This window comes from Desulfobacterales bacterium, assembly GCA_029211065.1.
Taxonomy (GTDB): domain Bacteria; phylum Desulfobacterota; class Desulfobacteria; order Desulfobacterales; family JARGFK01; genus JARGFK01.
Map to the genome: position 1 here is coordinate 1 of JARGFK010000084.1, position 20302 is coordinate 20302.

A 20302-nucleotide genomic window follows, 5' to 3' on the forward strand; every position below is an offset into this window, starting at 1 on the left:
GTTGAGCTTCGGCGCGGTTCACCTCGCCTTTCATCCCTGCTGCAAGCAGCAGGGTATTCAGGCGAAGGCGAATAAATAAGCTTCTCTTCAATTTTTATGCAAAATTGAAGAACCCTGCAGTTCCGCCTTGGCGGGACGGGAATGGGCTCGCTGCAGCGGTTCAAGGTATAAAAGTTGACTTTCATTTTCCGCGAACAAGGGAAGGGGCTGATGCGAGGACTCAAACGTTTTATCTACTCTGTAATCGGTGTCACCATTTTTGTTATTTTACCCGGATTTTTTATTGTTTCGATCCACATGGAAAACAGTTTGCCTGGAAAAATATATTGGGTCACCGATGTCTCCGGCCGCGCATTTGTCCAGTATCAGACCAGTCACCCGGTCACGGCAGATCGGGGCGCACCTGCCCAATATCAAAAGAAATCCCAATGGATCCCTTTGCAGCGTGGCAGCAAAATCAACAGCGGCGCCCTCGTCAAGGTGGATGATTTTGCCTACGTGGACATTATGAAAAGCAAAGAAGCTGCTTTGCGGCTCAATGGAAACACCCTGGTAAGACTTGACCTTATCCCCACACCCAAACGGGTGGATGCGACGCTGGATTACGGAAAAATCTTGTGCCGCATCAGTGGGAATGGCGCCAAAGGCAATGGACAGAAGGCAGAAACCTTTCGCGTGATCACCCCCGTCGCAACGGCGCATGTACGGGGAACCTCCTTTTCGGTTGATTACCTTAAAGAGGGCAACATAACGAATGTCAGCGTGCTGGAAGGCCTTGTTGCCGTTGAATCCGGTTCCATTCCTCAGATGGAATTTCCTGTTTCCAAAGGACAGCATCTCCACATCAGTCCCTCCCGGAAAGTTCCCGTATTGGCGGATTTAACCCCGGACCTCCGGGAAGAGCTTCAAGCAGCCCAGAATCTGCAGATCAAACTTTCTTTATCCGAGCGCTGGGAGGATATCCGTGACTTAGCCATGAATTCACCGCTTTTCCACAAAGGCGTAGCTGAAATTACCCGATATGAAATGAAGGTGTTTTTACGCGCCATTCGATATTTTGCGCCGCTCAGGTGGCAAAATGACGTTCCGAAATCTTTAAAATCTGTTGAATTGGAAGACGGGGACTACATAGATCCGTGGGGAACTGAATATTTTTATGAAAAGACAGGTGCGGGGTGTGCAATGATCATATCCGCCGGACCCGATAAAATACTGCACACCACTGATGATATTTTTATGAACATCTCGCTACGACATTAACCTGATTGTTTTAATAAAATTTATCAACAAATTTTATTAAGATCATGGTAATGGTCGGTCAGGCTCGGATTTGGAGTGAATAACAACTGAAGATGATTTGGGGGGTCCGATTATCAACTGAACGGAGACGGCATGAGCACTGTGGATCAAAAGCATCAAATTATTTTAGCGCATGAAAAAAACTTTGCCGACTACCTGGCCCTCAGGGTGTTGGAAAAACCCAAATTGAGCGTCTGGATGATTCTGATTCCCATCATCTTTGTCCATTACTTCCATCGCATTCAAAAATTCAATAGCGGCCGGAGTGCCTTTGCCGAAAACTATATGATCCTTAGAGAGCGGGCTATGGATGAAGCGCTCGACGTAATTCAAACCGGGAGAACCCCGGATATCGACGGCCTGGCAATGCTGTCGACATTAACGGAAGCTGTTCACAGGCCCAATCTTAAGATGCTGGAACTTCTCGTATCACACTACACCGATTTAATGCGATCTGAAGGGGATACGATGGAATCATTGGTCCGATCCTTCTATAAAACCCGCACCAACTACCTGTTGTTCGTCAATCAATTGAACCAGACGGAAAGAGCGCTTAATGCGGTGTTAAAACCTCACCTGACGGAATCCGTGGAAAGGATCGACGAAATTATCAGCGCAATGGAGACCAACAGCGAAAAAATTCGCCGCTATCATGCTGAGACGGTTTTCCCCTGACTAAACAGTTGCCCGTTGCTGCAATCTTAGGGTTTATAATGGTTTGAGGAGTTACATTTTTGATTTACCAGTGGGGCTGGTTGCCGATGCGCTTGCCCATCACCTCGAGTGTTTCCGTCACAACGACAAAGGCTTAGAGTATCATTTCCAGGGGAATGCGGACAGAAGCTGAAAGTAACAACAGGCCATTAAAGCATAAAACCGTGTTGCCGGGACGGATCGAGAATCGTTTATATAAAATCACCGACAAGATATCCAGACCGCCCGCAGGTCCCAATGAGCGCAAAATAATACCGGACCCCACGCCGATGATGATGCCCGCCGTCAATGCGCTGAGAATCATGTCATTAACCGGAAAAACCGGAAAAGGCCAGAACATGACCCCCGAAAAAATACATACGCCTGCAAGACTGTAAATGAGGAATCGGCGGCCGACAAACATCCAGCCGAACGCAAACAGGGGGATATTCAAAAAAAAATAAATCAAACCCACCGGCAATGACGGCACAAAATAATGAAACAACAGCGCCAAACCCGTTGCACCCCCTGCCAAAAACTGTTTCGGGATCAGAACGCTCTTGATGGCTGCAGCGCAGAGAACGCTGCCGACAAAAACAAGAAAAATATTCCAACATATCTTTAGAATCGAACGATCGTTTTTTTGATCTAACATGATAATTCCAACAATTCGGTTTGCCTGGTGCAGCAAGTAAAGGGTTTCGCGAATGGACCTCTTTCAGCGAACCATCAGACCGGTTCTGTTGCCAAACGCTGCAAAATAGAGTTTTCTAGTGGTGAATGCAACCAGTTCAAATATCAGGGAGAGGATTAATCCCAGGAGCAAACCGCATACGATTGCCTCGTGGTTTAACGGAACCGTGTAAGAAAACTCTGTGATGGTTTCTTGTAGAACGTCATTATCGGCATAAAATATCACATGAAATATTTTCCTAAAAAGCGATCTGTCCAACGCCTTTAATTCGGCAAAAAATCCCTGCTGCCGTTTATATATCTGTTTGATATTTTTGGCATCATCTTTAAAAACGGTATCCGTGCTTGAGACATAATGCGCCAGCAACGCTTCGACATTTCCCCCAAAATGTTTATCAGCGGTCTGTTGATAGCCGCTGAAATTCACTTTGGCTTCGATATAATGCGCGCTGATCCGCTTGGCATACTGGTCAATAAAATTGGGGACCTGAACGCCGATGAGAATTCCAACTGCAAATGTGATCAACCTCGTGTACTCTTTAATCAGCTTCATACACACCTGCCGCGGGTTATCGGTTATTCGCCTTCGCCTGAATACCCTGCTGCTTGCAACAGGGATGAAAGGCGAGGTGAACCGCGCCGAAGCTCACCTGAGCGTAGGCGGGTTAAAGCTACGGCGCAATTTCGCTTTGATACCCCGCAGCTTGTCGAAGATCCCGGCTTATCGGGGCTGCGGGGAGCTTCATCCACTATAACCTGTCTCAACAAACAGGTATAATTTTGTATCCGCCCCAAGCGGATGTATCCCCGAACATTAAATATCCTAACACAAACTGCGCCGTCTATTCAAATGCTATTTCCGAATCTATTTCCGAACATGGTTGACCAAACCGTAATTTAAAGCCGCATTGAATCGGCTTGTGAAACCTTTCCAAACCGGTTATATTGACTTTCCAAAAGTATCCGGCTGAGTCAATATTCGATCCCATAATGTTTCGTCCTAAAAAGTTTAGGTCATTGGACATTGGGATTTGAGATTTTTTTGTAATTTGGCGCTTTGAATTTGTATTTTTAAAACAAAATTCTAAGGCACGGCCGGTTAGTTCTGATCTGGCCTAAGAACCAGATTTTTCTATGGGGAAAGAATGTATGGCGCTTATCGTTAATGAGATATTTTACAGTATCCAGGGAGAATCCTTATATGCGGGGCTTCCCTGTGTTTTTATACGCCTGACCGGCTGTAATCTGAGATGCACCTACTGCGATACCCGATACGCCTATAAAGAAGGAACAACCCTGGAAATCCCTGAGATACTGGACCGGCTTGCCGGTTATAGCTGCGGGCTCGTAGAAATCACCGGCGGCGAACCGCTTCACCAGCAGGAAACCCCTCTTTTGGTCAAAAGACTGATTGCTGAAAGTTATACCGTACTGCTGGAAACAAACGGAAGTTATGATATCCGCCGGCTGGATCACCGCTGTATAAAAATACTCGACATCAAATGCCCGGGCAGCGGTGAAAATCGACAAAACAGACTGGACAACCTAAAACATCTCCGCCGGACCGATCAGGTGAAATTTGTGATCGGGAACCGTGAAGATTACATCTTCGCCAAAGATATCGTAAAATTGATCCCGGACGGATTACCCCAAAGCCATATCCTCTTTTCACCCGTTCACGAAAAGATAACGGCTCAAACCCTGGCGGAATGGATACTGCAGGATCATCTGGGTGTCCGGCTTCATCTCCAGCTCCATAAGATTCTCTGGCCGAATTCCCATCGTGGGGTCTAGCAGGAGGAGCATTTATCACATGAAAATGAAAAAAAAAGCGGTGGTTCTCTCAAGCGGCGGCCTTGATTCCACCACTGCCATGGCAATGGTAAAAAAAGAAGGCTTTGAAATATACAGCTTGAGCTTCGACTACGGCCAGCGGCACCGTTTTGAGTTGAAAGCAGCCGCCAGAGTTGCAAAAGCCCTGGAGGCCAGAACCCACCTGGTCATCAAACTCGATTTAAGAAAAATCGGCGGTTCAGCCCTGACGGACCGGATCGATGTCCCCAAATCCCGAAAAATCACTGACATGCAAAAAGAGATCCCGGTTACATATGTGCCGGCCCGAAATACGATTTTTTTGTCCCATGCCCTTGCCTGGGCGGAAGTTTCCGGAGCTTCAGACATCGTTATCGGCGTCAATGCGGTTGACTACAGCGGGTATCCGGACTGCCGACCGGAATATATCGAAGTGTTTGAGCGCCTTGCTAACCTTGCAACCAAAGCGGCCGTCGAAAACCGGGTTCAAATAAAAATCCAGGCCCCCCTCCTGTATTTGAGCAAGGCCCGGATTATTAAAAAAGGGGTCGCACTGGGAGTGGATTACAGCATCACCCACAGCTGCTACGACCCTTCCCCGAGAGGGATCTCCTGCGGGCAATGTGACAGTTGCATTCTGCGGTTAAAAGGCTTTAAGGCGGCCGGAATCAAGGATCCGGTTAAATACCGCAAACGGGCGTAAAAAACATTAATCTTTGGGATGGCATTCAACACAGCCGGTCGGCCCGGTTTTCTGCAAGTTCAGTTTTTTGTCGCTTAGCCGCAGACTTTTTTCCTTTGCCGTGTTTTGTCTCTTGATTTCCTGGTGGCACCCGATGCATTTCTGGTGATAGGCTTTTTTGAAATATCTGATTTCTGCGACTGCGGCAGCAGCGCTTTCTTTTTGGGGCGCTTTAACCAGATCATGGCATTCTGAAGTGGTGCATGTTTGCAGTTGGGCGCCCATATCCCAGGTATGGTGGCACTCGTTACAGTTATATATAAAATGTCTGGAATGGGGAAATTCAACCGGATTTTTTGTCGCATCAACCGCTTTGAGCGGCTTTAAATCAATGATACCGATGGGGACGCTTAAATATCCTTCTTTTTCCTTAGCATCCTGTGCCGTTGCAACCAGCGCCATTACACAAAAGACAACCCCTACTGACAACCCCAAGATCACCCTACGCATTATAGACATCCTCATCCCCCTTTGCAAAAATCAAAAATTTTGAAAATTCTATAATACGTCCTTATAAAAATTTCAATGATTATTATGCCAAAACCGCACCGGAAATTCCGGAAAAAAACACGGCGGCATGTCCCCATGAATCGGGCCGATGATTTACTGTACCGACAAAACGGTACGGGTAATATTCAGCCCTAAGGACTCAGGTTTAACTTCGCCCGCTGAATGCGCAACAATGCGGTTGAGTCAGTCGAGTTCAAGCTTCGGGGGTATAAGAGCGATCACTCTTGCGGTTCAGCGGACAATGCTGGAACCGACAAGCCGCTCTAAGGCAAGGTATGGCTGAGCGCCCACCAGAGACTGACCCCCGAAGAAAAAAGTCGGCACCGCCGTCACGCCCATGGCCTTTGACCGGGCCCAATCCCTGTCAACGGCGTGTTGAAACGTTCTGTTTTGGAGAACTTCTGTTGCTTCCACCAGGGGCAGGCCGACCCCCTTGACCAGATCCAACAGGGTGGAAATGTCACCGATATTCCGACCGTCTGCAAAATAGGCGTGAAAAACAGCCTGATGATATGCTTCTCCTTTGCCCTTTTCCTCCGCCCATTTTCCCAGTTCCTGGGCCAAACGGCTGTTATAGGTCTTTGTTCGATCTCCCAGGGGCAAGCCTTCTTCCCCGGCAACCTGTTTGAGGCGGGTCATCATCTGGTGGATATCCACTGAACGGCCGGCAAAAAGATCCGTCAAGAGCAAACCGTCTGCAGGGGTTTCCGGATGCAACGGAAATGCTGTCCAGCGGATTTCGATAAGAAATTTATTTTTTAACTTTTCAATACGCCCGGTAATGAAATAGCACCAGGGTCAGACATAATCTGAAAACACTTCTAAAACATTTACTTCATCCATATGTTTTGTTCCCCTTTATCTGTCACCCAATGGTTCTGTTTCAGTCGGCTGAAGCGGAACGTGAAATTGGTGAAATTGGCAGCCGCCATAAAACGATTTATAGCAGTTTCGCCCCCGGACCGCCTGGATACAGGAAATCTCCTCAACCGAGATCCGATTCCGTCCGGCCGTGTTTGTCAAGACGCAGCAGGTGAGAAATACATGCGGGTATTTCATCTTCATGATGCGTTACATACAGAAGATTGGTGTGGGTTTCCCGCCCGACATAGTCCACTAATTCAAGTACCATCTGACGATTGGCGGTGTCAAGTCCCTGGCAGGGCTCATCCAGAATCAGGATGGCTGGAGACTTTACCATGGCGCGCGCCACCAAAACCATGCGGCGCTCACCATATGAAAGTTTATCAAATCGCTGTTCCGCCTTATCCGGAATCCCCAAAATTTCAAGCCAGCGCCGTGCAGCTGCATACTGCTCCAGCGCGGCGTGGCGGTAGAGACCGATGGAATCGAAAAAACCGGACAGGACCACGTCATATACCTTAATTCGTTTGCGATAATGAATCTGGAGTCCGGATGAAACAATCCCGATTTTCTTTTTGATGTCCCATACGGTTTCCCCCGACCCCTTGCGGCTGCCGAACAGATAGATTTCATTTGCGTATGACTGCAGGTTGTCGCCCAGGATCAAATTCAGCAACGTTGATTTGCCGGAGCCGTTGGGTCCCAGAATCGCCCAGTTTTCCCCTTCGTTCATGGTCCAGTCCAGGCGGTCCAAGACCAACAGGTCACCATACCTGACGGTCGTCTTTTTCATCGTTATCAGGGCCGCGGGGGGCTTTTCAGCCGATGGCTTGGGAGTGCTTTCCTTTTCCGGAAGCCTGAAATGAATCGACGGCTTCCGGTCGAACAGTTCGTCCAGATGCCTATCTGTCAGCACTTTTTCCCGGGGGCCTTTTAAAAAAACCGCGCCATTCTTTACGCAAAGCACCTGTGAAATGTTGGGTACAATTTCTTCAAAGCGGTGTGTGACCAGAACCAGCTGCATTTCGGTGGTCATCAGGCTGTTGATGATATCGGCAAACTGTGCTTTGGCCTCCAAATCAAGCCCGTCAAAGGGCTCATCCAGAATGAGAAGCCGCGGGGAGCGCATCAGTGCGCGGGCTATCAGGATTTTACGCATTTCACCGGTGGATAAATACCGGATGCTCCGGTTCAGCAAGGGCCGGATCCGCAACAAGTCGACTATTTTGTCGAAATTCGCGTCCCATTGATCCGGAACTTCCTTATCCGAACACAGGACCTGGTGGGCGCTGCTAAAGGTATTGATATTACCGGAGAAATACCGGGCATCGTCCTGTTTTTCCTCATGGGCAATCAATCGCTGTTCGAGTTCAAACGATACACATCCGATGGCGTGTTGCGGCTGTGGGTAATAATGCCGGATAATGTTCCCTTTGACAACCGGCAGCTCCCCTGTCAGCGCCTTTACCAAAGAGGATTTGCCGGCGCCGTTTGGACCTAAAACAGCCCAGTGCTGGCGCATCAGTATTTCCCAATCGGTATCCTGGAGGATTAAGCGGTCTTGGATGCGCAGGGTCACGTTCTTGAGCGTTATAAACGGCTGTTGAAAACTGTCTGATCTTTCCATAGGTTTCGTCAGATAAATGAATTTGGCATCTCTGTCAAGTCTTGAAGAAAATTATAGGCATGAACAAACCCCTTGACAACACAGGAAAGTTGCTATGATAATGAACGACATTTTATCACCATGGCTGCATCAACAACCCATCGTGTTTCACATCAATGCCGTTGCAAGCGCCTTTGCGGAATGATTTTATACTTTAACCATAAAATTAGGTTTATCGATTTTACCATCTCAAATTGCTTCGTATAATAATATTGCAAATGAAACCACATCCATTAGAATGAAAGTAGTATATATCCATTTTCACCTGAAAACAGGCGGCGTAACGACTGTATTAAAGCAGCAGGCGAATGCCATCCGCAAGGATGCCGATGTTCTTGTGATTGCTGGAACACCTCCGGAAACTCCCCTGACGGTAGATACCGCTGTTGTCGACGGCCTTGGCTATAGTACCGCCCCTTCAGACAGGCATGAGTCTGAAATGGTTGCCGAATCCGTCATTGGGGCCATTCACCGGAAATGGAAAGACGGTTGTGATCTCATCCACATTCACAATGCAACCCTGGCCAAAAATAAAAATCTGTTAAACATACTTGACGTGCTGCAGCAGCGACATTTTAAGCTCTTTATACAAATCCATGATTTTGCCGAAGACGGACGCCCGTCCGTCTATTTCCATGATGAATATCCCCGCGACTGCCATTACGGTGTGATTAATTCGCGCGACTACCGGGTTTTGTTAAAATCAGGGCTGAAAAAGAAAGGATTGCACAAGCTTTTTAATATGATACGGCCTTGGGGCGCACAACCGGTAAAACCTTTAGGAGGGGAACTGGTATTATACCCGGTCCGGGCCCTGCGCAGGAAAAATATCGGTGAAGCGATCCTCTTGTCAGTGTTTTTCCGTGAAAAGGATTTACTTGCCGTCACGCTCCCTCCCAACAGCCCGATGGATATCCGAAGCTATGAGGGATGGAAGGCATACGTCCGACAAGAAAACCTCCGGGTCCGTTTTGATGCGGGGATGGACGCTGATTTTAGAGAATTGGTCAATTCAGCCAAACTGGTGATCACCACAAGCGTGATGGAAGGATTCGGTTTTTCATTTCTAGAACCCTGGTCTGCCGGTAAATACCTGCTGGGCCGAAAACTCCCTGAAATATGCAAGGATTTTGAAGAGAACGGGATTCTCCTGTCGCACCTGTATTCCCGCATGGATGTGCCGTTGGAATGGATCGGCAAAGACGACTTTATCAGTCGGCGGCTCGCATGTATTGCCGCAAACTGCGGCCGTTATAACTATAAAATCGATCCGGCCCAGGGCTTTCAGGCTGTCCAGAAATCCATCGTCGACGGAATGGTTGATTTTGGAATCCTTGATGAACGATTTCAGAAGATCATTCTCAGCCGCATTCTCAGTAGTTCCGCAGATAAAAACCGCCTGATTGAATGTAATCCCTGGCTGTCGTCAACCGATGGGCTTTCGGACAACACCGGCCTTATCGCACACAATCAGAGCGCCGTCATGAACGCCTATAATGAAAGTCTATACCGGGAAACCCTCTTAAAAACCTATCGCTGCGTCATCCAGACCCCGGTAAAGCACCGGGTCGACAAGGGCATCCTGCTGTCCCAGTTTTTTGACCCGGCGTCCTTCAGTCTGTTGACCTGGGGAGACTATGTTGAATAAACGTACTGCATCCCGCTATCTGAAACCCCTGAAACCGATTCCGACCTCGCTGAGAAAAAGCGGCAAACCATTGACCGGCATTGATTGCGTCTTGTTTGATATTTACGGAACCTTGCTCATCAGCGCTTCGGGAGACATCAGCCTTTCCCAAAACAAAGAGCAACCGACAGGCAAAATAGAAGATCTCATTCAAAAGTATCGGGTTGAATCAGATCCCCAAACCCTGATGAACGCTTTAGACCAAGCCATCGCAGCAACCCATCGGTTTAAAAAAGAACAAGGGATCTTGTTCCCCGAAGTTGAAATCGACCGCATCTGGATGCAGGTCCTCAACAACCCCGGGAGAGAATTTGCGCGAAAATTTGCCGTGGAATATGAATTAACCGTCAACCCCGTTTATCCCATGCCCCATTTGGAAGAATTGCTCCAAACCTGTCGATCGAAAAAAATCCGGATGGGATTGATTTCCAACGCGCAGTTCTATACACCTTACCTGTTTAAATGGCTATTGGACGCTGCGCCGGAAGATCTGGGTTTCCATCCCCATCTGATATTCTTGTCGTATCAGATGGGGGTTGCCAAACCATCTCCGGAGCTGTTCCAAAAAGCTGCCGACGCCCTTAACAAAATGAATATTCAAACCCGGGCGGTGCTGTTCATGGGAAATGATATGCTGAATGATATTTTACCGGCCAAACGCGCGGGATTTAAAACAGCCCTTTTTGCCGGCGATATACGCTCGCTGCGACTCCGAAAGGACGATCCCCGCTGCCAAAACCTATCGCCGGACATTGTGCTGACAGATCTAAATCAACTATTTGAATATATATGATTATTATAACAAACCGGGCGGTGCCGGAAAACGGTTCGGTCTCCAAAAAATATCTCATTGCCTAAAAGAGTGTTTCCGCTTTTAGCGATTATCTGATAAGGCAGATGGACATGACGCGTATAATAACCCGGCTGTATAATTCATTTTGAAAATCACGAAGGAGCGCATCTATGGGTGGTTTGTTTGGTACAATTTCTAAATCCGACTGTGTGCAGGACCTGTTTTATGGAACCGATTACCATTCTCATATAGGCACCAAACGGGGTGGCATGGCCGTCAAAAACGACCGAGGTTACGAACGCTCCATACACAATATCGAAAATGATTATTTTCGCTCCAAGTTTGAAGCGGATCTTCCGAAACTCCATGGCAACAAAGGCATCGGCGTCATCAGCGATTACGATTCCCAGCCGTTGATCATCGGCTCTCAGCTGGGCACCTTTGCCATTGTAACCGTCGGCAAAATCAACAATATCATGGAGCTTGCCCAAAAAGCCTTTAAGGCCAACATGCATTTTTCTGAAATGAGCGGCGGCGAAACCAACCCCAGCGAGCTGGTGGCCATGCTGATCAGCGAGCAGGATTCCTTCGAAGCCGGTATCCGCTACGCCCAGGAATCCATTAAAGGATCGTGCTCGATGCTCCTGCTGACGGAAAAAGGGATTTATGCCGCCAGGGACAAACTTGGCCGGACGCCGATCATCCTCGGAAAAAAAGACGGCGCCTACGCAGCCAGTTCGGAAACCTGTGCCTTCCCCAATCTGGGTTATGAAACCGAATATTTTCTGGGTCCCGGTGAAATCATCTTGATGACCCAGGATGGATATGAACAGCGGCAAAAACCCGGCGACAAAATGCAGATCTGCGCTTTTCTATGGGTTTATTACGGCTACCCGGCCTCAAGCTATGAGGGTATCAATGTCGAATCCGTCCGATACCGTTGCGGTCGCTCCCTTGCCAAACATGATAAAACCGGCATTGATTTCGTAGCCGGCATTCCGGATTCGGGAATCGGTCACGCCCTGGGATATGCCATGGAAAAACAAATTCCCTACATGCGACCGTTTGTTAAATATACACCCACCTGGCCGCGCAGCTTTATGCCCCAGAATCAACAGATTCGAAATCTTGTCGCCAAAATGAAGCTGATACCGATTCGAGCGCTGATCGAAGGTAAAAAGATTCTCTTTTGTGAAGATTCCATTGTCCGGGGGACCCAGTTGCAGGATACCGTCCAGATATTATACGACTACGGGGCTGTGGAAGTTCATATGCGGCCGGCCTGCCCTACTTTGATCTATCCTTGTGAGTTTCTCAATTTTTCCACGTCCCGATCCACATCGGATTTGGCCGGGCGCAAGGCGATTGATGAAATTGAAGACAACGGCGAACAGTATCTGGCGGAATATGCCACGGCCGGCACAAAAAGGAATCGGGACATGGTGGGGTGCATACGGGAACGGTTAAAGCTCTCTTCTCTGGAATTTCAAAAGTTGGAAGATTTGGTCACCGCCATCGGGCTGCCCAAAGAAAAAATATGTCTGCACTGCTGGAACGGATCCAGTCATTTTTGAAAAAGAACGTTATTCCTGCAACAGGGGTATTTTAACAATAATTCAGTATTTTAGCATTTTTCCGTTTAGGCCCAAACAGGTCGGCGGGAGAGAGAACACACATCATGAAATCATTCAGCAAAAATTTTCTGACCGGTCTGGCAGCCATTCTACCCATAACCCTGACACTTTATCTGCTATACTGGTTTGTCTATTCGGCCGAATCCTTTTTGGGGAGAATATTCCGCTGGTTCCTGCCGGCACACTGGTATCTGCCCGGTCTGGGCATGCTTGCCGGTATTCTTCTGATTTTTGTGATGGGCACGCTGATGCAAGCCCTGTTGATTCAAAAGTTATTTTCTTGGGCGGAAAAACTCTTTATCCGGGTGCCGCTTTTCAAAACCATTTACAGTTCAATTCGCGACCTCATCGGTTATATTGCCCGGGATCAGAATGCCGCCCAGCAGCAAGTGGTCATGATCACCCTTGGGGATACCGATATGAAATTAATCGGTTTTACCACCCGGAGTGAATTGCCGCCCTTTTCCGAAACGGCCGGTATAGCGGAACGGATCGCGGTTTACCTGCCCATGAGTTATCAGATCGGCGGATATACCGTCCTGGTGCCCAAATCCGCAGTGGAACCCCTTGATATGTCCCTTGATGAGGCCATGCGATTTGTCTTGACCGCCGGCATCGTCGATAGCCGCGCTGAAAATGGAAAACACTTTAATACAACCAAAAAAAGCTGATGGGTTCCTATATTGCAATGCTGCCCCAATTAGTCCTTGAAGGTTTTTTCAATTCATGAAAAAGTATCGGCTTGTTTCATCACCGACGGTTGTCGCCGTATCCACAAACGAATAAGAGGGGTTCATTATGAAAAAAGTTGCCGTTTTACCCGGTGACGGAATTGGCCCGGAAGTCATGCAGGAAGCACTGAAAGTCCTTGAAGCCGTCAACCGGAAATTTTCCCATGAAATGGAATTTAAATTTGCCGATGTCGGCGGCTGCGCCATCGACAATCACGGTACGGCCTTGCCCGCACAAACCTTAAATCTGTGCGAAGCCAGCGATGCCATTTTATTCGGCTCTGTGGGAGGACCCAAATGGGAGAACCTTGCCCCCGAACATCAGCCGGAGCGTGCGGCCCTGCTGCCGCTGCGAAAGCACTTTGAACTGTTTTGCAATCTCAGACCGGCCAGAATTTTTCCATCCCTGAAAGCCTCCAGCCCCCTGCGGGCCGATATTGTCGGCGACGGATTCGACATTCTGTGCGTCCGGGAGCTCACGGGGGATATTTATTTCGGCCAGCCCAAAGGCAGAGAAGGCTCCGGTCCTTCTGAAAAGGCCTTTGACACCATGGTGTACACCCGTGCGGAGATTGAAAGAATCGCACGGATGGCTTTTGCCGCCGCCCGCAAGCGCAGGAAAAAAGTCACCTCGGTGGATAAAGCCAACGTCCTGACGACCATGGTCTTTTGGCGGGAAGTGGTCCGCGGAATTTCAAAAGAATTTACGGATGTAGCGCTAGATCATATTTATGTCGACAACGCCACCATGCAGCTGATGCGAAATCCCCATCGCTTCGATGTCCTGTTATGCGGCAACATGTTCGGCGACATAATCTCCGATCAGTGCGCCATGCTCACCGGCTCCATGGGGCTGCTGGCGTCGGCAAGTTTGAATGAAAAGAAATTCGGCCTATACGAACCGGCCGGCGGCTCGGCACCGGACATCGCCGGAAAGGGAATTGCCAATCCCCTCGCCCAGATTCTATCCGCCGCCATGATGCTGCGGCACAGCTTTGATTATACCGATGCCGCCGACAGCATTGAAACGGCGGTGAACGCCGTTCTGGCGGACGGCATCTACACCCCTGACATTGCAATCGAGAAAGATAAAGCGGTTGACACGAAAACCATGGGGGATGCGATTGTTTCCCGAATTTTAAAATAGATTCAGGAGGGGGTATTTTACAAAGGTCTCTACCACTTCACAGGTACCCTGACGGTATGGCCGGCCTTGTTTTGAAAAAGCAGGTAGCCGTTCTCTTTTCCAAATAGAAACAGGTCCCGGGTGATGGCGACATCGTTTTTGCAATAAGCGACGATTTCCCTTATTCTTCCTTCTTTCCACCACTGCAGGGCCATCAGCCCGTCGGCGCTTTTCTGGACCCCCAAGGTCGTCCGCGCCAGGTGATCCAGCGACAATCGGTAGCCGAGATGTTTATGGATTTCGTCCAGAATATCCAGTGTGGGGATTTTGCCGAAATCAAGGGATGTGTATCTGCCCAGGACTTGATAGTCAAAACGCTTTATATTGAAACCGACCACCACATCCAGACGTTCCAGATGTCTGATCAGATCGGGAACCTGGTGTTCTAAGAACTCGTAAAAACGATCATCCCCGGAATCGTACAAAACAGCACAGCTGACCTGCATCAGATCCGCCCGATGCCAGCCGCCCACCTCCTGAAACGAATGCTGGGTTTCAATATCGAGCACCCCGTAACGTCCCTTCGTTATAGGGGTTTCAAGCGGCGCCGGTCGCGTCCTAGGGGCTGACTGAATCTGCCGGGTCGCCGGCGGCGGCATTTGGGCCGCTGCCCTTATCTGTTCCAGCAGAAACAGGGCGGCCCCTTTGTCAATGGGCCGGTTGCCGGAGCCGCATTTGGGGGAATGCACACAGGAGGGACATCCGGATTCACAGGGGCAGCTTGCAATCGCCTTGTGGGTATAAGCCAACAGGTCTTCAGCCCGTTCATATGCCTGGCGGCTTAACCCGGCGCCGCCGGGAACGCCGTCATAAATGAAAATAGCGGCCTGTGCGGTCTGGGGATGAAAGGGGGTGGAAATGCCGCCCAGATCATTTCTGTCCGCCATTACCAATAAGGGAAATATGCTGATGGCGGCATGTTCAATGGCATGTATGCCGCCCATAAAATGCATCTGGCGGGACTCAGCCGATTGCTGGATTTCAGGCGGCACCACAAACCACAAACCGTCGGTTTCAAAAACGAGCGGCGGCAGGTCCAGTGGAATGATGTTTTGCCGTCTTTTGGTATGGATGGCCCATTTTTCATATCCGGTTACCTGGTCGGTCACCTTTAAGCGTCCTGCAAAAACGCGTGTGCCCGCTGCTCCCTTCTGGTCGTATATATCAATGATTTCCGTATCCTTAAATCCCCGTGCGCGGGTATAGTAATTTACCTGGGTGCGGGTCACTTTTACGGTGGCGGTGCCCAGATCGAGTTGATCCACCAGATAGGTTTCACCCCTGTGCAGGTACACGGCCCCCGGATGCGTTTCCTTGAAAGCCCTGAATCCGTCGATTTCCCCCGTGCTTTCACCGCTGCCCGTTTTTTCGATGCGGAACTGTGAACCCGCCCCCCGCAAATCGATGGTGCGGTGGGGTCTCTTGCGGCTTGAATAAAATGCGTTGCCGTCGCCGCTGCGCAGCAGGTCGCCGCCGGCTTCCAGCTTGAGGAGCGCTTTTTCAACGGGTTTTTCCGATAGGTAGGGGTCATCCAGCCGAAGGGTCAGTTCCGCTGCGGCGCAGGTGAGATGTTTCATCAGAATTTCAGGGTTATAAGGATTGACCACTGCTGATTCCGGCTGCCGTTCAAAAAAATCGTGGGGGTTTCGCATAAAATACTGATCAAGGGCGTCTTCACCGGCGATCATCACCAGTGCGGATTCCTGCCCGCTGCGCCCCACCCTGCCGCCTCGCTGCCAGGTGGCAATAACGGTTCCGGGATAGCCGACCAGAATACACAGGTCCAGGTCGCCGATGTCAATGCCCAGCTCCAGCGCGCTGGTGGATATCACCGCCAGGAGTTCGCCGCTGGACAACCTGGCTTCGATGGCGCGTCTTTCTTCGGGAAGAAATCCGGCCCGGTACGCGCTGATGCGGTCGGCAAACGCTCCGGATCGGTTTTGCGCCCAGATTGCGATCAGCTCGGTCAGCTTGCGCGACTGCGTGTAGACAATCGTTCGCAGACCGCGGTGAAGCGCTGCTTTCAGCAGTAAAATGGCGGTCTGGGCCGGACCCTCATATGGATCAATGAAAACGACATGACGCCTTCCCTGGGGCGCACCGCTTTGGGTTACGGTTCTGACCGGAAGTCCTGTCAGCTGGGTAGCCAGTTGTTCCGGATTGCCGATGGTGGCGGAACTGAAAATAAATGTCGGAAGAGAACCGTAATACCTGCACACCCGTTGAAACCTTCTGAATACCTGGGCCATGTGGGAGCCCATGACACCCCGGTAGGTATGCACCTCATCGACCACGACCAGTTTCAGGCCGGATAAAAATGCAGCCCACTGGGGGTGGTGCGCCAGGATTGCCAGGTGCAGCATTTCCGGATTGGTCATTACCACATTCGGCGGTGATGTACGGATACGTTTGCGATGCCAGGCGGATGTGTCCCCATCATAGATTCGGGCTGTAGGCTTTATCGTTTTGCAGAATGACGCCATCATTTCAAAAGCGCGCAGCTGATCCTGGGCAAGGGCTTTTAACGGAAAGATATAGAACGCCCGGGCAGCGGCATCCGCCAGCACCTTCTCAAACAGCGGCAGATTGTAAACCAGGGTTTTGCCGCTGGCGGTGGGCGTGGCCACAACCGTATGCCGTCCGGAACGCACCTGGTCGATGCCGGCGGCCTGGTGCCGGTACAACCGCTGAATGCCGGACTTCTGCATAATGTCCTGTAATTCATTGGACAGGGGCCTTTCCAGATCCGACCAGAACGCCGGCGTCTCCGGCAGGACATGGTGGTAAACCACCTGCGCCCCCAGCCGGTCGGATTTCTTTAGAGACCGGACATATTCATCTATAATGTTGTTATTTTCCATACGGTCAAATCCATCGATTCATATCATTGCATCATTCAGCAAAATAATGGCACCTTATAAAGTCAAAATACATGAATTTCGCGACCGTCGCAAGCAGCCAAAGCGTCTTTCCATTTTTTTTAAATTCGATTATATTCAGTCATCGATTCATGCGCCGAATTTCAACAACAGGTTCTGCGGAAAAACATTTTAAAACCAAAAAAGATTACAAAAATATTCGTCATCGTTGGGGGCCTCCTGTCCATGGTTCTGCTCCCCGATCCAATCCTTTCGGATCTACCGCCGGACGCTGTTCTCGGCGTCGGCATGTTCTCAAGCACCCCCGATGGCGTCGCACTGCCGGATGGATGGGAACCGCTTATTTTTAAAAAGATTCCCCGGCACACCCGCTACACCCTGGTGATGGAAGCCGGCCAAAAGGTAGTCAAAGCGAACAGTGAGGCGTCATCGTCCGGACTTATCCGCAAGATACGGATCGACCCAAGAGCATATCCGCTGATTGAATGGCGCTGGAAGGTATTGAACATTTACCAAAAGGGAGATGTCACTACTAAGGCGGGAGACGACTATCCCGCCCGTTTGTATATCACCTTCGAATCTGATCCCGCAAGCATGGACCTGTTTGAAAAACTCAAGTATGAAACCGCCCGCCTGCTTTATGGGGAATATCCCCCCGGCGGCGCCATCACCTATATCTGGGAAAGCAAAACGCCCAAAGGGAGCGTTGTGCCAAACCCATACACGGATCGGGTTAAAATGATTGTGGTGGAAAGCGGTGATTCCCTGTTACATCAATGGATTCAGGAAGAGAGAAACGTCTATGAAGATTACAAATCGGCTTTTGGGCAAGAGCCGCCGATGATCTCCGGTGTTGCCATTATGAGCGACTCAGACAACACCGGTGAATCAACGACCGCTTATTACGGCGATATTATTTTTAAAAAATCAGTAAAGTGAACCAAAATCGTAGCGTTGACCGAAAAGATCGGGAGAAATTCTATTTTCGATTTCGATCTTCCGACCATCTTGAATAAACGCGGTAAAGCCGGTCGGGATAATCCGAAATAATGCCGTCAACCCCCCATTCAAAAAAATCTTCCATCATCTTTTCCTGATTCACAACCCAGGGAAGAACCTTTTTGCCGAAACTGTGACAGCGCTGAATAAATTTTCGATCAATATAGAGAAAATGGGGGGAAATAATATCCGCATCCACCGATAGGGCTTTTTGGATTATTTCCTCCCGGCCCCACAAAAAGCCCGATTTTAACAGAAACGCCCGGACGGGTCCCGGCTCAAAAAGCGCCGAAGTCTGTATGTGTTCATTGAGCCTCTTGACCTGGGGCAGGACTTCAAGAACAAACGATTGGACGGTGGACCGTTGCGTCATAGCTGCATCGGCAATGGTTTTGACCATCAACCCTGCCATCACGCTTACATCTGACGGAGTGTAATCATGCCTGAATTTGGTTTCAATATTAAAACGAACCGGGTTTAGACGGACTTGATCCTTTTCGGATTTCCGAACAAAGTCAAAGAACTCCGCAAGGGTGATCAAGCGTGTGCCTTTAACCGGGATTTGTTCAGGAAAGTCTTCATTGGGGGAAACCCCGCAATCAAGCTGTTTTAATTCCGTCACCGTCAAATCCTTGATCGGTACGGGTGTTGCCGGTTTTCCATTTTCATGCCGGCAGAGCTTACAGTTTAGCACCGTATCGTGATACACGATCAGCTGATGATCCTTTGTCAGGTTGGTGTCCAGTTCGATCGTGGTCATGTGGTTTTCAAGGCAGAATTGAAAGGCAGGGATCGTATTTTCAGGCCGTTTACCGCGGGCGCCGCGGTGCCCCTGTAGATCATACGTACCGTCCAAAGGCAGAGACATGGTTTTAATCCTTAATAATTCAAATATGTTTTCTGTAACAAAATTGCGATTTATTGTCAAAATATCCTTCAACGCGATTTTATAAAAAAATCGGGACAGGCGTGACCCTGCCCCGAGGATTCAGCATTATCAAAAACACAGGTCCTAAAAAAACTGTCTTGGGAATATTAAAATGAGTTTGGATCTAAATTTTTTGAGGACTTTAATACATATTCATCTCTGATTTCCAATACCTTGGGCTTATCTTGGTCGACCGCAATATGAATAATGCCGAGATAATCGGCCACCACGCTAAAGGCAAAGACCGCCGCGAACAATACAATCAATTTTTTAATCATGTCGCACCTCTTAAGTTGCCGTCTATTATTCTGAACTTCACTAACATATTATGACTATTCAATCACAAAATGGGCGCGCCGGTTCAAACGCCAAGCACCTTCGTTATGACCGGCGGCAAAAGAACGCTCTTCGCCATAACTGACAGTCGAAAACCGTCCAGCTGAAATTCCCAGGTCCATTAGAAAGGCTTTGGCAGCCTGGACGCGTCTTTCTCCCAGCGCAAGATTATACGATCCTGTTCCCCGTTCATCGCAATGTCCTTGGATAATGAATGAAACATCCGGATTATCGGTGAGCCATTGTGCTTTTCGCTTTAAGCGGTTTTGTGCGACGGCCGTTAAAATCGAACTGTCAAAGTCAAACAGGACCAGTTCATTTAAAAAAGTTCTCTTTCCGGCCTTTTCATGGCGCCGGGTGTCTTCTGGTTGGTGACGCTGCTCGGCTTTAATACGTTTTTCTTCAGGGATTTGCGATTCCGCTGACGAACTTCCGCTATCTTTAACTTCCTTCTGATTGGCTTCCACTGTTTGTGTCGCTTCAACCGCCGTTGTGGTTTTTTCGCTTTTACTGACGGACGGTTCAGACATAACCGTTTTCTTGGTGCAGGAAACTGTAATTAATATCCCCATAACAAAGACCATCATCATAATGCCGATGAATATTTTTATTTTCATCTCTCCTCCCTCCGACTGTTAAGTGCCACAGAAATAGTCCATACAACAAAACCCATTCTGCTTATCTAATTCAGCAATAATTATGCCTGAAATAAAATTACTATAAATTTAACAATATTTTCAGCATGTTTTAATAATATTTGATATAATAAATGCCTATGTGTGCAAATGACGGTTGGATTTGTGAAAAGCCTTATCGTTATTGCGTCTGGGTTAGCGGCTAAATCGTGAAT

Annotated in this window: 19 protein-coding genes; 10 read left to right on the forward strand and 9 right to left on the reverse strand. The window is 49.0% G+C overall.

What is annotated here, in order from left to right:
* Positions 1-210: 210 nt before the first annotated feature.
* Together P1P89_16435 and P1P89_16440 are read left to right on the forward strand one after the other, a co-directional pair.
* Entirely contained in the window at positions 211-1260 is a 1050-nt protein-coding gene (locus tag P1P89_16435) for a FecR family protein (GenBank protein MDF1593103.1), read from the forward strand.
* A 132-nt stretch (positions 1261-1392) separates the two neighbouring features.
* Entirely contained in the window at positions 1393-1974 is a 582-nt protein-coding gene (locus P1P89_16440; GenBank protein ID MDF1593104.1) for an NF038143 family protein, read from the forward strand.
* Positions 1975-2107: 133 nt separating this feature from the next.
* Here P1P89_16440 and P1P89_16445 read toward each other — a convergent pair whose 3' ends face one another.
* Entirely contained in the window at positions 2108-2647 is a 540-nt protein-coding gene (locus P1P89_16445) for a YitT family protein (GenBank protein ID MDF1593105.1), read from the reverse strand.
* A gap of 63 nt (positions 2648-2710) precedes the next feature.
* Complete coding sequence (locus P1P89_16450; protein MDF1593106.1) at positions 2711-3238, reverse strand: DUF2937 family protein; 528 nt, start codon at positions 3236-3238, stop codon at positions 2711-2713.
* A 596-nt stretch (positions 3239-3834) separates the two neighbouring features.
* On the opposite strand from P1P89_16450, the gene P1P89_16455 reads away from it, so the two are divergent.
* Positions 3835-4479 (forward strand): radical SAM protein, encoded by a 645-nt coding sequence (locus tag P1P89_16455; GenBank protein ID MDF1593107.1) that lies wholly within the window; start codon positions 3835-3837, stop codon positions 4477-4479.
* A 25-nt stretch (positions 4480-4504) separates the two neighbouring features.
* The gene (gene queC / locus P1P89_16460; protein MDF1593108.1) at positions 4505-5200 is read left to right on the forward strand and encodes a 7-cyano-7-deazaguanine synthase QueC; all 696 of its coding nucleotides are present in this window, start codon (positions 4505-4507) and stop codon (positions 5198-5200) included.
* A 6-nt stretch (positions 5201-5206) separates the two neighbouring features.
* Here queC and P1P89_16465 read toward each other — a convergent pair whose 3' ends face one another.
* From P1P89_16465 to modF, 3 genes are all read right to left on the reverse strand, one after another.
* A complete protein-coding gene (locus tag P1P89_16465) occupies positions 5207-5689 on the reverse strand; it encodes a cytochrome c3 family protein (GenBank protein ID MDF1593109.1) in 483 nt (160 codons plus the stop codon).
* Between the two features lie 291 nt (positions 5690-5980).
* Positions 5981-6532, reverse strand: coding sequence for a DsbA family protein (locus P1P89_16470; protein ID MDF1593110.1), 552 nt, complete (start codon positions 6530-6532; stop codon positions 5981-5983).
* A 202-nt stretch (positions 6533-6734) separates the two neighbouring features.
* Positions 6735-8240, reverse strand: coding sequence for a molybdate ABC transporter ATP-binding protein ModF (gene modF, locus P1P89_16475; protein ID MDF1593111.1), 1506 nt, complete (start codon positions 8238-8240; stop codon positions 6735-6737).
* 277 nt (positions 8241-8517) lie between these two features.
* On the opposite strand from modF, the gene P1P89_16480 reads away from it, so the two are divergent.
* The 5 genes from P1P89_16480 to leuB all read left to right on the forward strand — a co-directional run bounded on the left by P1P89_16480 (position 8518) and on the right by leuB (position 14271).
* On the forward strand, positions 8518-9927 hold the full coding sequence (locus tag P1P89_16480) for a hypothetical protein (GenBank protein MDF1593112.1): 1410 nt from the start codon (positions 8518-8520) through the stop codon (positions 9925-9927).
* A complete protein-coding gene (locus P1P89_16485; protein ID MDF1593113.1) occupies positions 9917-10759 on the forward strand; it encodes an HAD family hydrolase in 843 nt (280 codons plus the stop codon). The genes P1P89_16480 and P1P89_16485 overlap by 11 nt, the downstream gene beginning before the upstream one ends.
* Positions 10760-10929: 170 nt before the next feature.
* Positions 10930-12333, forward strand: coding sequence for an amidophosphoribosyltransferase (locus tag P1P89_16490; protein ID MDF1593114.1), 1404 nt, complete (start codon positions 10930-10932; stop codon positions 12331-12333).
* A 104-nt stretch (positions 12334-12437) separates the two neighbouring features.
* Positions 12438-13064: a DUF502 domain-containing protein gene (locus P1P89_16495; protein ID MDF1593115.1), complete on the forward strand. Its 627-nt coding sequence runs from the start codon at positions 12438-12440 to the stop codon at positions 13062-13064.
* A 127-nt stretch (positions 13065-13191) separates the two neighbouring features.
* Positions 13192-14271, forward strand: coding sequence for a 3-isopropylmalate dehydrogenase (gene leuB / locus P1P89_16500; protein MDF1593116.1), 1080 nt, complete (start codon positions 13192-13194; stop codon positions 14269-14271).
* Between the two features lie 29 nt (positions 14272-14300).
* Here leuB and P1P89_16505 read toward each other — a convergent pair whose 3' ends face one another.
* Positions 14301-17171, reverse strand: a complete 2871-nt coding sequence (locus tag P1P89_16505) for a DEAD/DEAH box helicase (GenBank protein ID MDF1593117.1) — start codon at positions 17169-17171, stop codon at positions 14301-14303.
* A 243-nt stretch (positions 17172-17414) separates the two neighbouring features.
* Here P1P89_16505 and P1P89_16510 point away from each other — a divergent pair, with 243 nt between their 5' ends.
* The gene (locus tag P1P89_16510) at positions 17415-18128 is read left to right on the forward strand and encodes a DUF3047 domain-containing protein (protein ID MDF1593118.1); all 714 of its coding nucleotides are present in this window, start codon (positions 17415-17417) and stop codon (positions 18126-18128) included.
* Between the two features lie 40 nt (positions 18129-18168).
* Here P1P89_16510 and P1P89_16515 read toward each other — a convergent pair whose 3' ends face one another.
* From P1P89_16515 to P1P89_16525, 3 genes are all read right to left on the reverse strand, one after another.
* On the reverse strand, positions 18169-19056 hold the full coding sequence (locus P1P89_16515; GenBank protein ID MDF1593119.1) for a glycerophosphodiester phosphodiesterase family protein: 888 nt from the start codon (positions 19054-19056) through the stop codon (positions 18169-18171).
* Between the two features lie 167 nt (positions 19057-19223).
* On the reverse strand, positions 19224-19394 hold the full coding sequence (locus P1P89_16520; protein ID MDF1593120.1) for a hypothetical protein: 171 nt from the start codon (positions 19392-19394) through the stop codon (positions 19224-19226).
* A gap of 54 nt (positions 19395-19448) precedes the next feature.
* Positions 19449-20069: an OmpA family protein gene (locus P1P89_16525; GenBank protein ID MDF1593121.1), complete on the reverse strand. Its 621-nt coding sequence runs from the start codon at positions 20067-20069 to the stop codon at positions 19449-19451.
* Between the last annotated feature and the right edge of the window lie 233 nt (positions 20070-20302).

What these genes read in the sequence shown, in the direction of transcription:
- P1P89_16485 (MDF1593113.1), top strand. Translation starts at nt 9,917, where the DNA reads ATGTTGAATAAACGTACTGCATCCCGCTATCTGAAACCCCTGAAACCG.
- P1P89_16440 (MDF1593104.1), top strand. Translation starts at nt 1,393, where the DNA reads ATGAGCACTGTGGATCAAAAGCATCAAATTATTTTAGCGCATGAAAAA.
- P1P89_16495 (MDF1593115.1), top strand. Translation starts at nt 12,438, where the DNA reads ATGAAATCATTCAGCAAAAATTTTCTGACCGGTCTGGCAGCCATTCTA.
- P1P89_16490 (MDF1593114.1), top strand. Translation starts at nt 10,930, where the DNA reads ATGGGTGGTTTGTTTGGTACAATTTCTAAATCCGACTGTGTGCAGGAC.
- P1P89_16515 (MDF1593119.1), bottom strand. Translation starts at nt 19,056, where the DNA reads ATGTCTCTGCCTTTGGACGGTACGTATGATCTACAGGGGCACCGCGGC.
- P1P89_16465 (MDF1593109.1), bottom strand. Translation starts at nt 5,689, where the DNA reads ATGCGTAGGGTGATCTTGGGGTTGTCAGTAGGGGTTGTCTTTTGTGTA.
- leuB (MDF1593116.1), top strand. Translation starts at nt 13,192, where the DNA reads ATGAAAAAAGTTGCCGTTTTACCCGGTGACGGAATTGGCCCGGAAGTC.
- P1P89_16525 (MDF1593121.1), bottom strand. Translation starts at nt 20,069, where the DNA reads ATGAAAATAAAAATATTCATCGGCATTATGATGATGGTCTTTGTTATG.
- P1P89_16480 (MDF1593112.1), top strand. Translation starts at nt 8,518, where the DNA reads ATGAAAGTAGTATATATCCATTTTCACCTGAAAACAGGCGGCGTAACG.
- P1P89_16445 (MDF1593105.1), bottom strand. Translation starts at nt 2,647, where the DNA reads ATGTTAGATCAAAAAAACGATCGTTCGATTCTAAAGATATGTTGGAAT.
- P1P89_16455 (MDF1593107.1), top strand. Translation starts at nt 3,835, where the DNA reads ATGGCGCTTATCGTTAATGAGATATTTTACAGTATCCAGGGAGAATCC.
- P1P89_16505 (MDF1593117.1), bottom strand. Translation starts at nt 17,171, where the DNA reads ATGGAAAATAACAACATTATAGATGAATATGTCCGGTCTCTAAAGAAA.
- P1P89_16435 (MDF1593103.1), top strand. Translation starts at nt 211, where the DNA reads ATGCGAGGACTCAAACGTTTTATCTACTCTGTAATCGGTGTCACCATT.
- P1P89_16510 (MDF1593118.1), top strand. Translation starts at nt 17,415, where the DNA reads ATGGTTCTGCTCCCCGATCCAATCCTTTCGGATCTACCGCCGGACGCT.
- queC (MDF1593108.1), top strand. Translation starts at nt 4,505, where the DNA reads ATGAAAAAAAAAGCGGTGGTTCTCTCAAGCGGCGGCCTTGATTCCACC.
- P1P89_16520 (MDF1593120.1), bottom strand. Translation starts at nt 19,394, where the DNA reads ATGATTAAAAAATTGATTGTATTGTTCGCGGCGGTCTTTGCCTTTAGC.
- modF (MDF1593111.1), bottom strand. Translation starts at nt 8,240, where the DNA reads ATGGAAAGATCAGACAGTTTTCAACAGCCGTTTATAACGCTCAAGAAC.
- P1P89_16450 (MDF1593106.1), bottom strand. Translation starts at nt 3,238, where the DNA reads ATGAAGCTGATTAAAGAGTACACGAGGTTGATCACATTTGCAGTTGGA.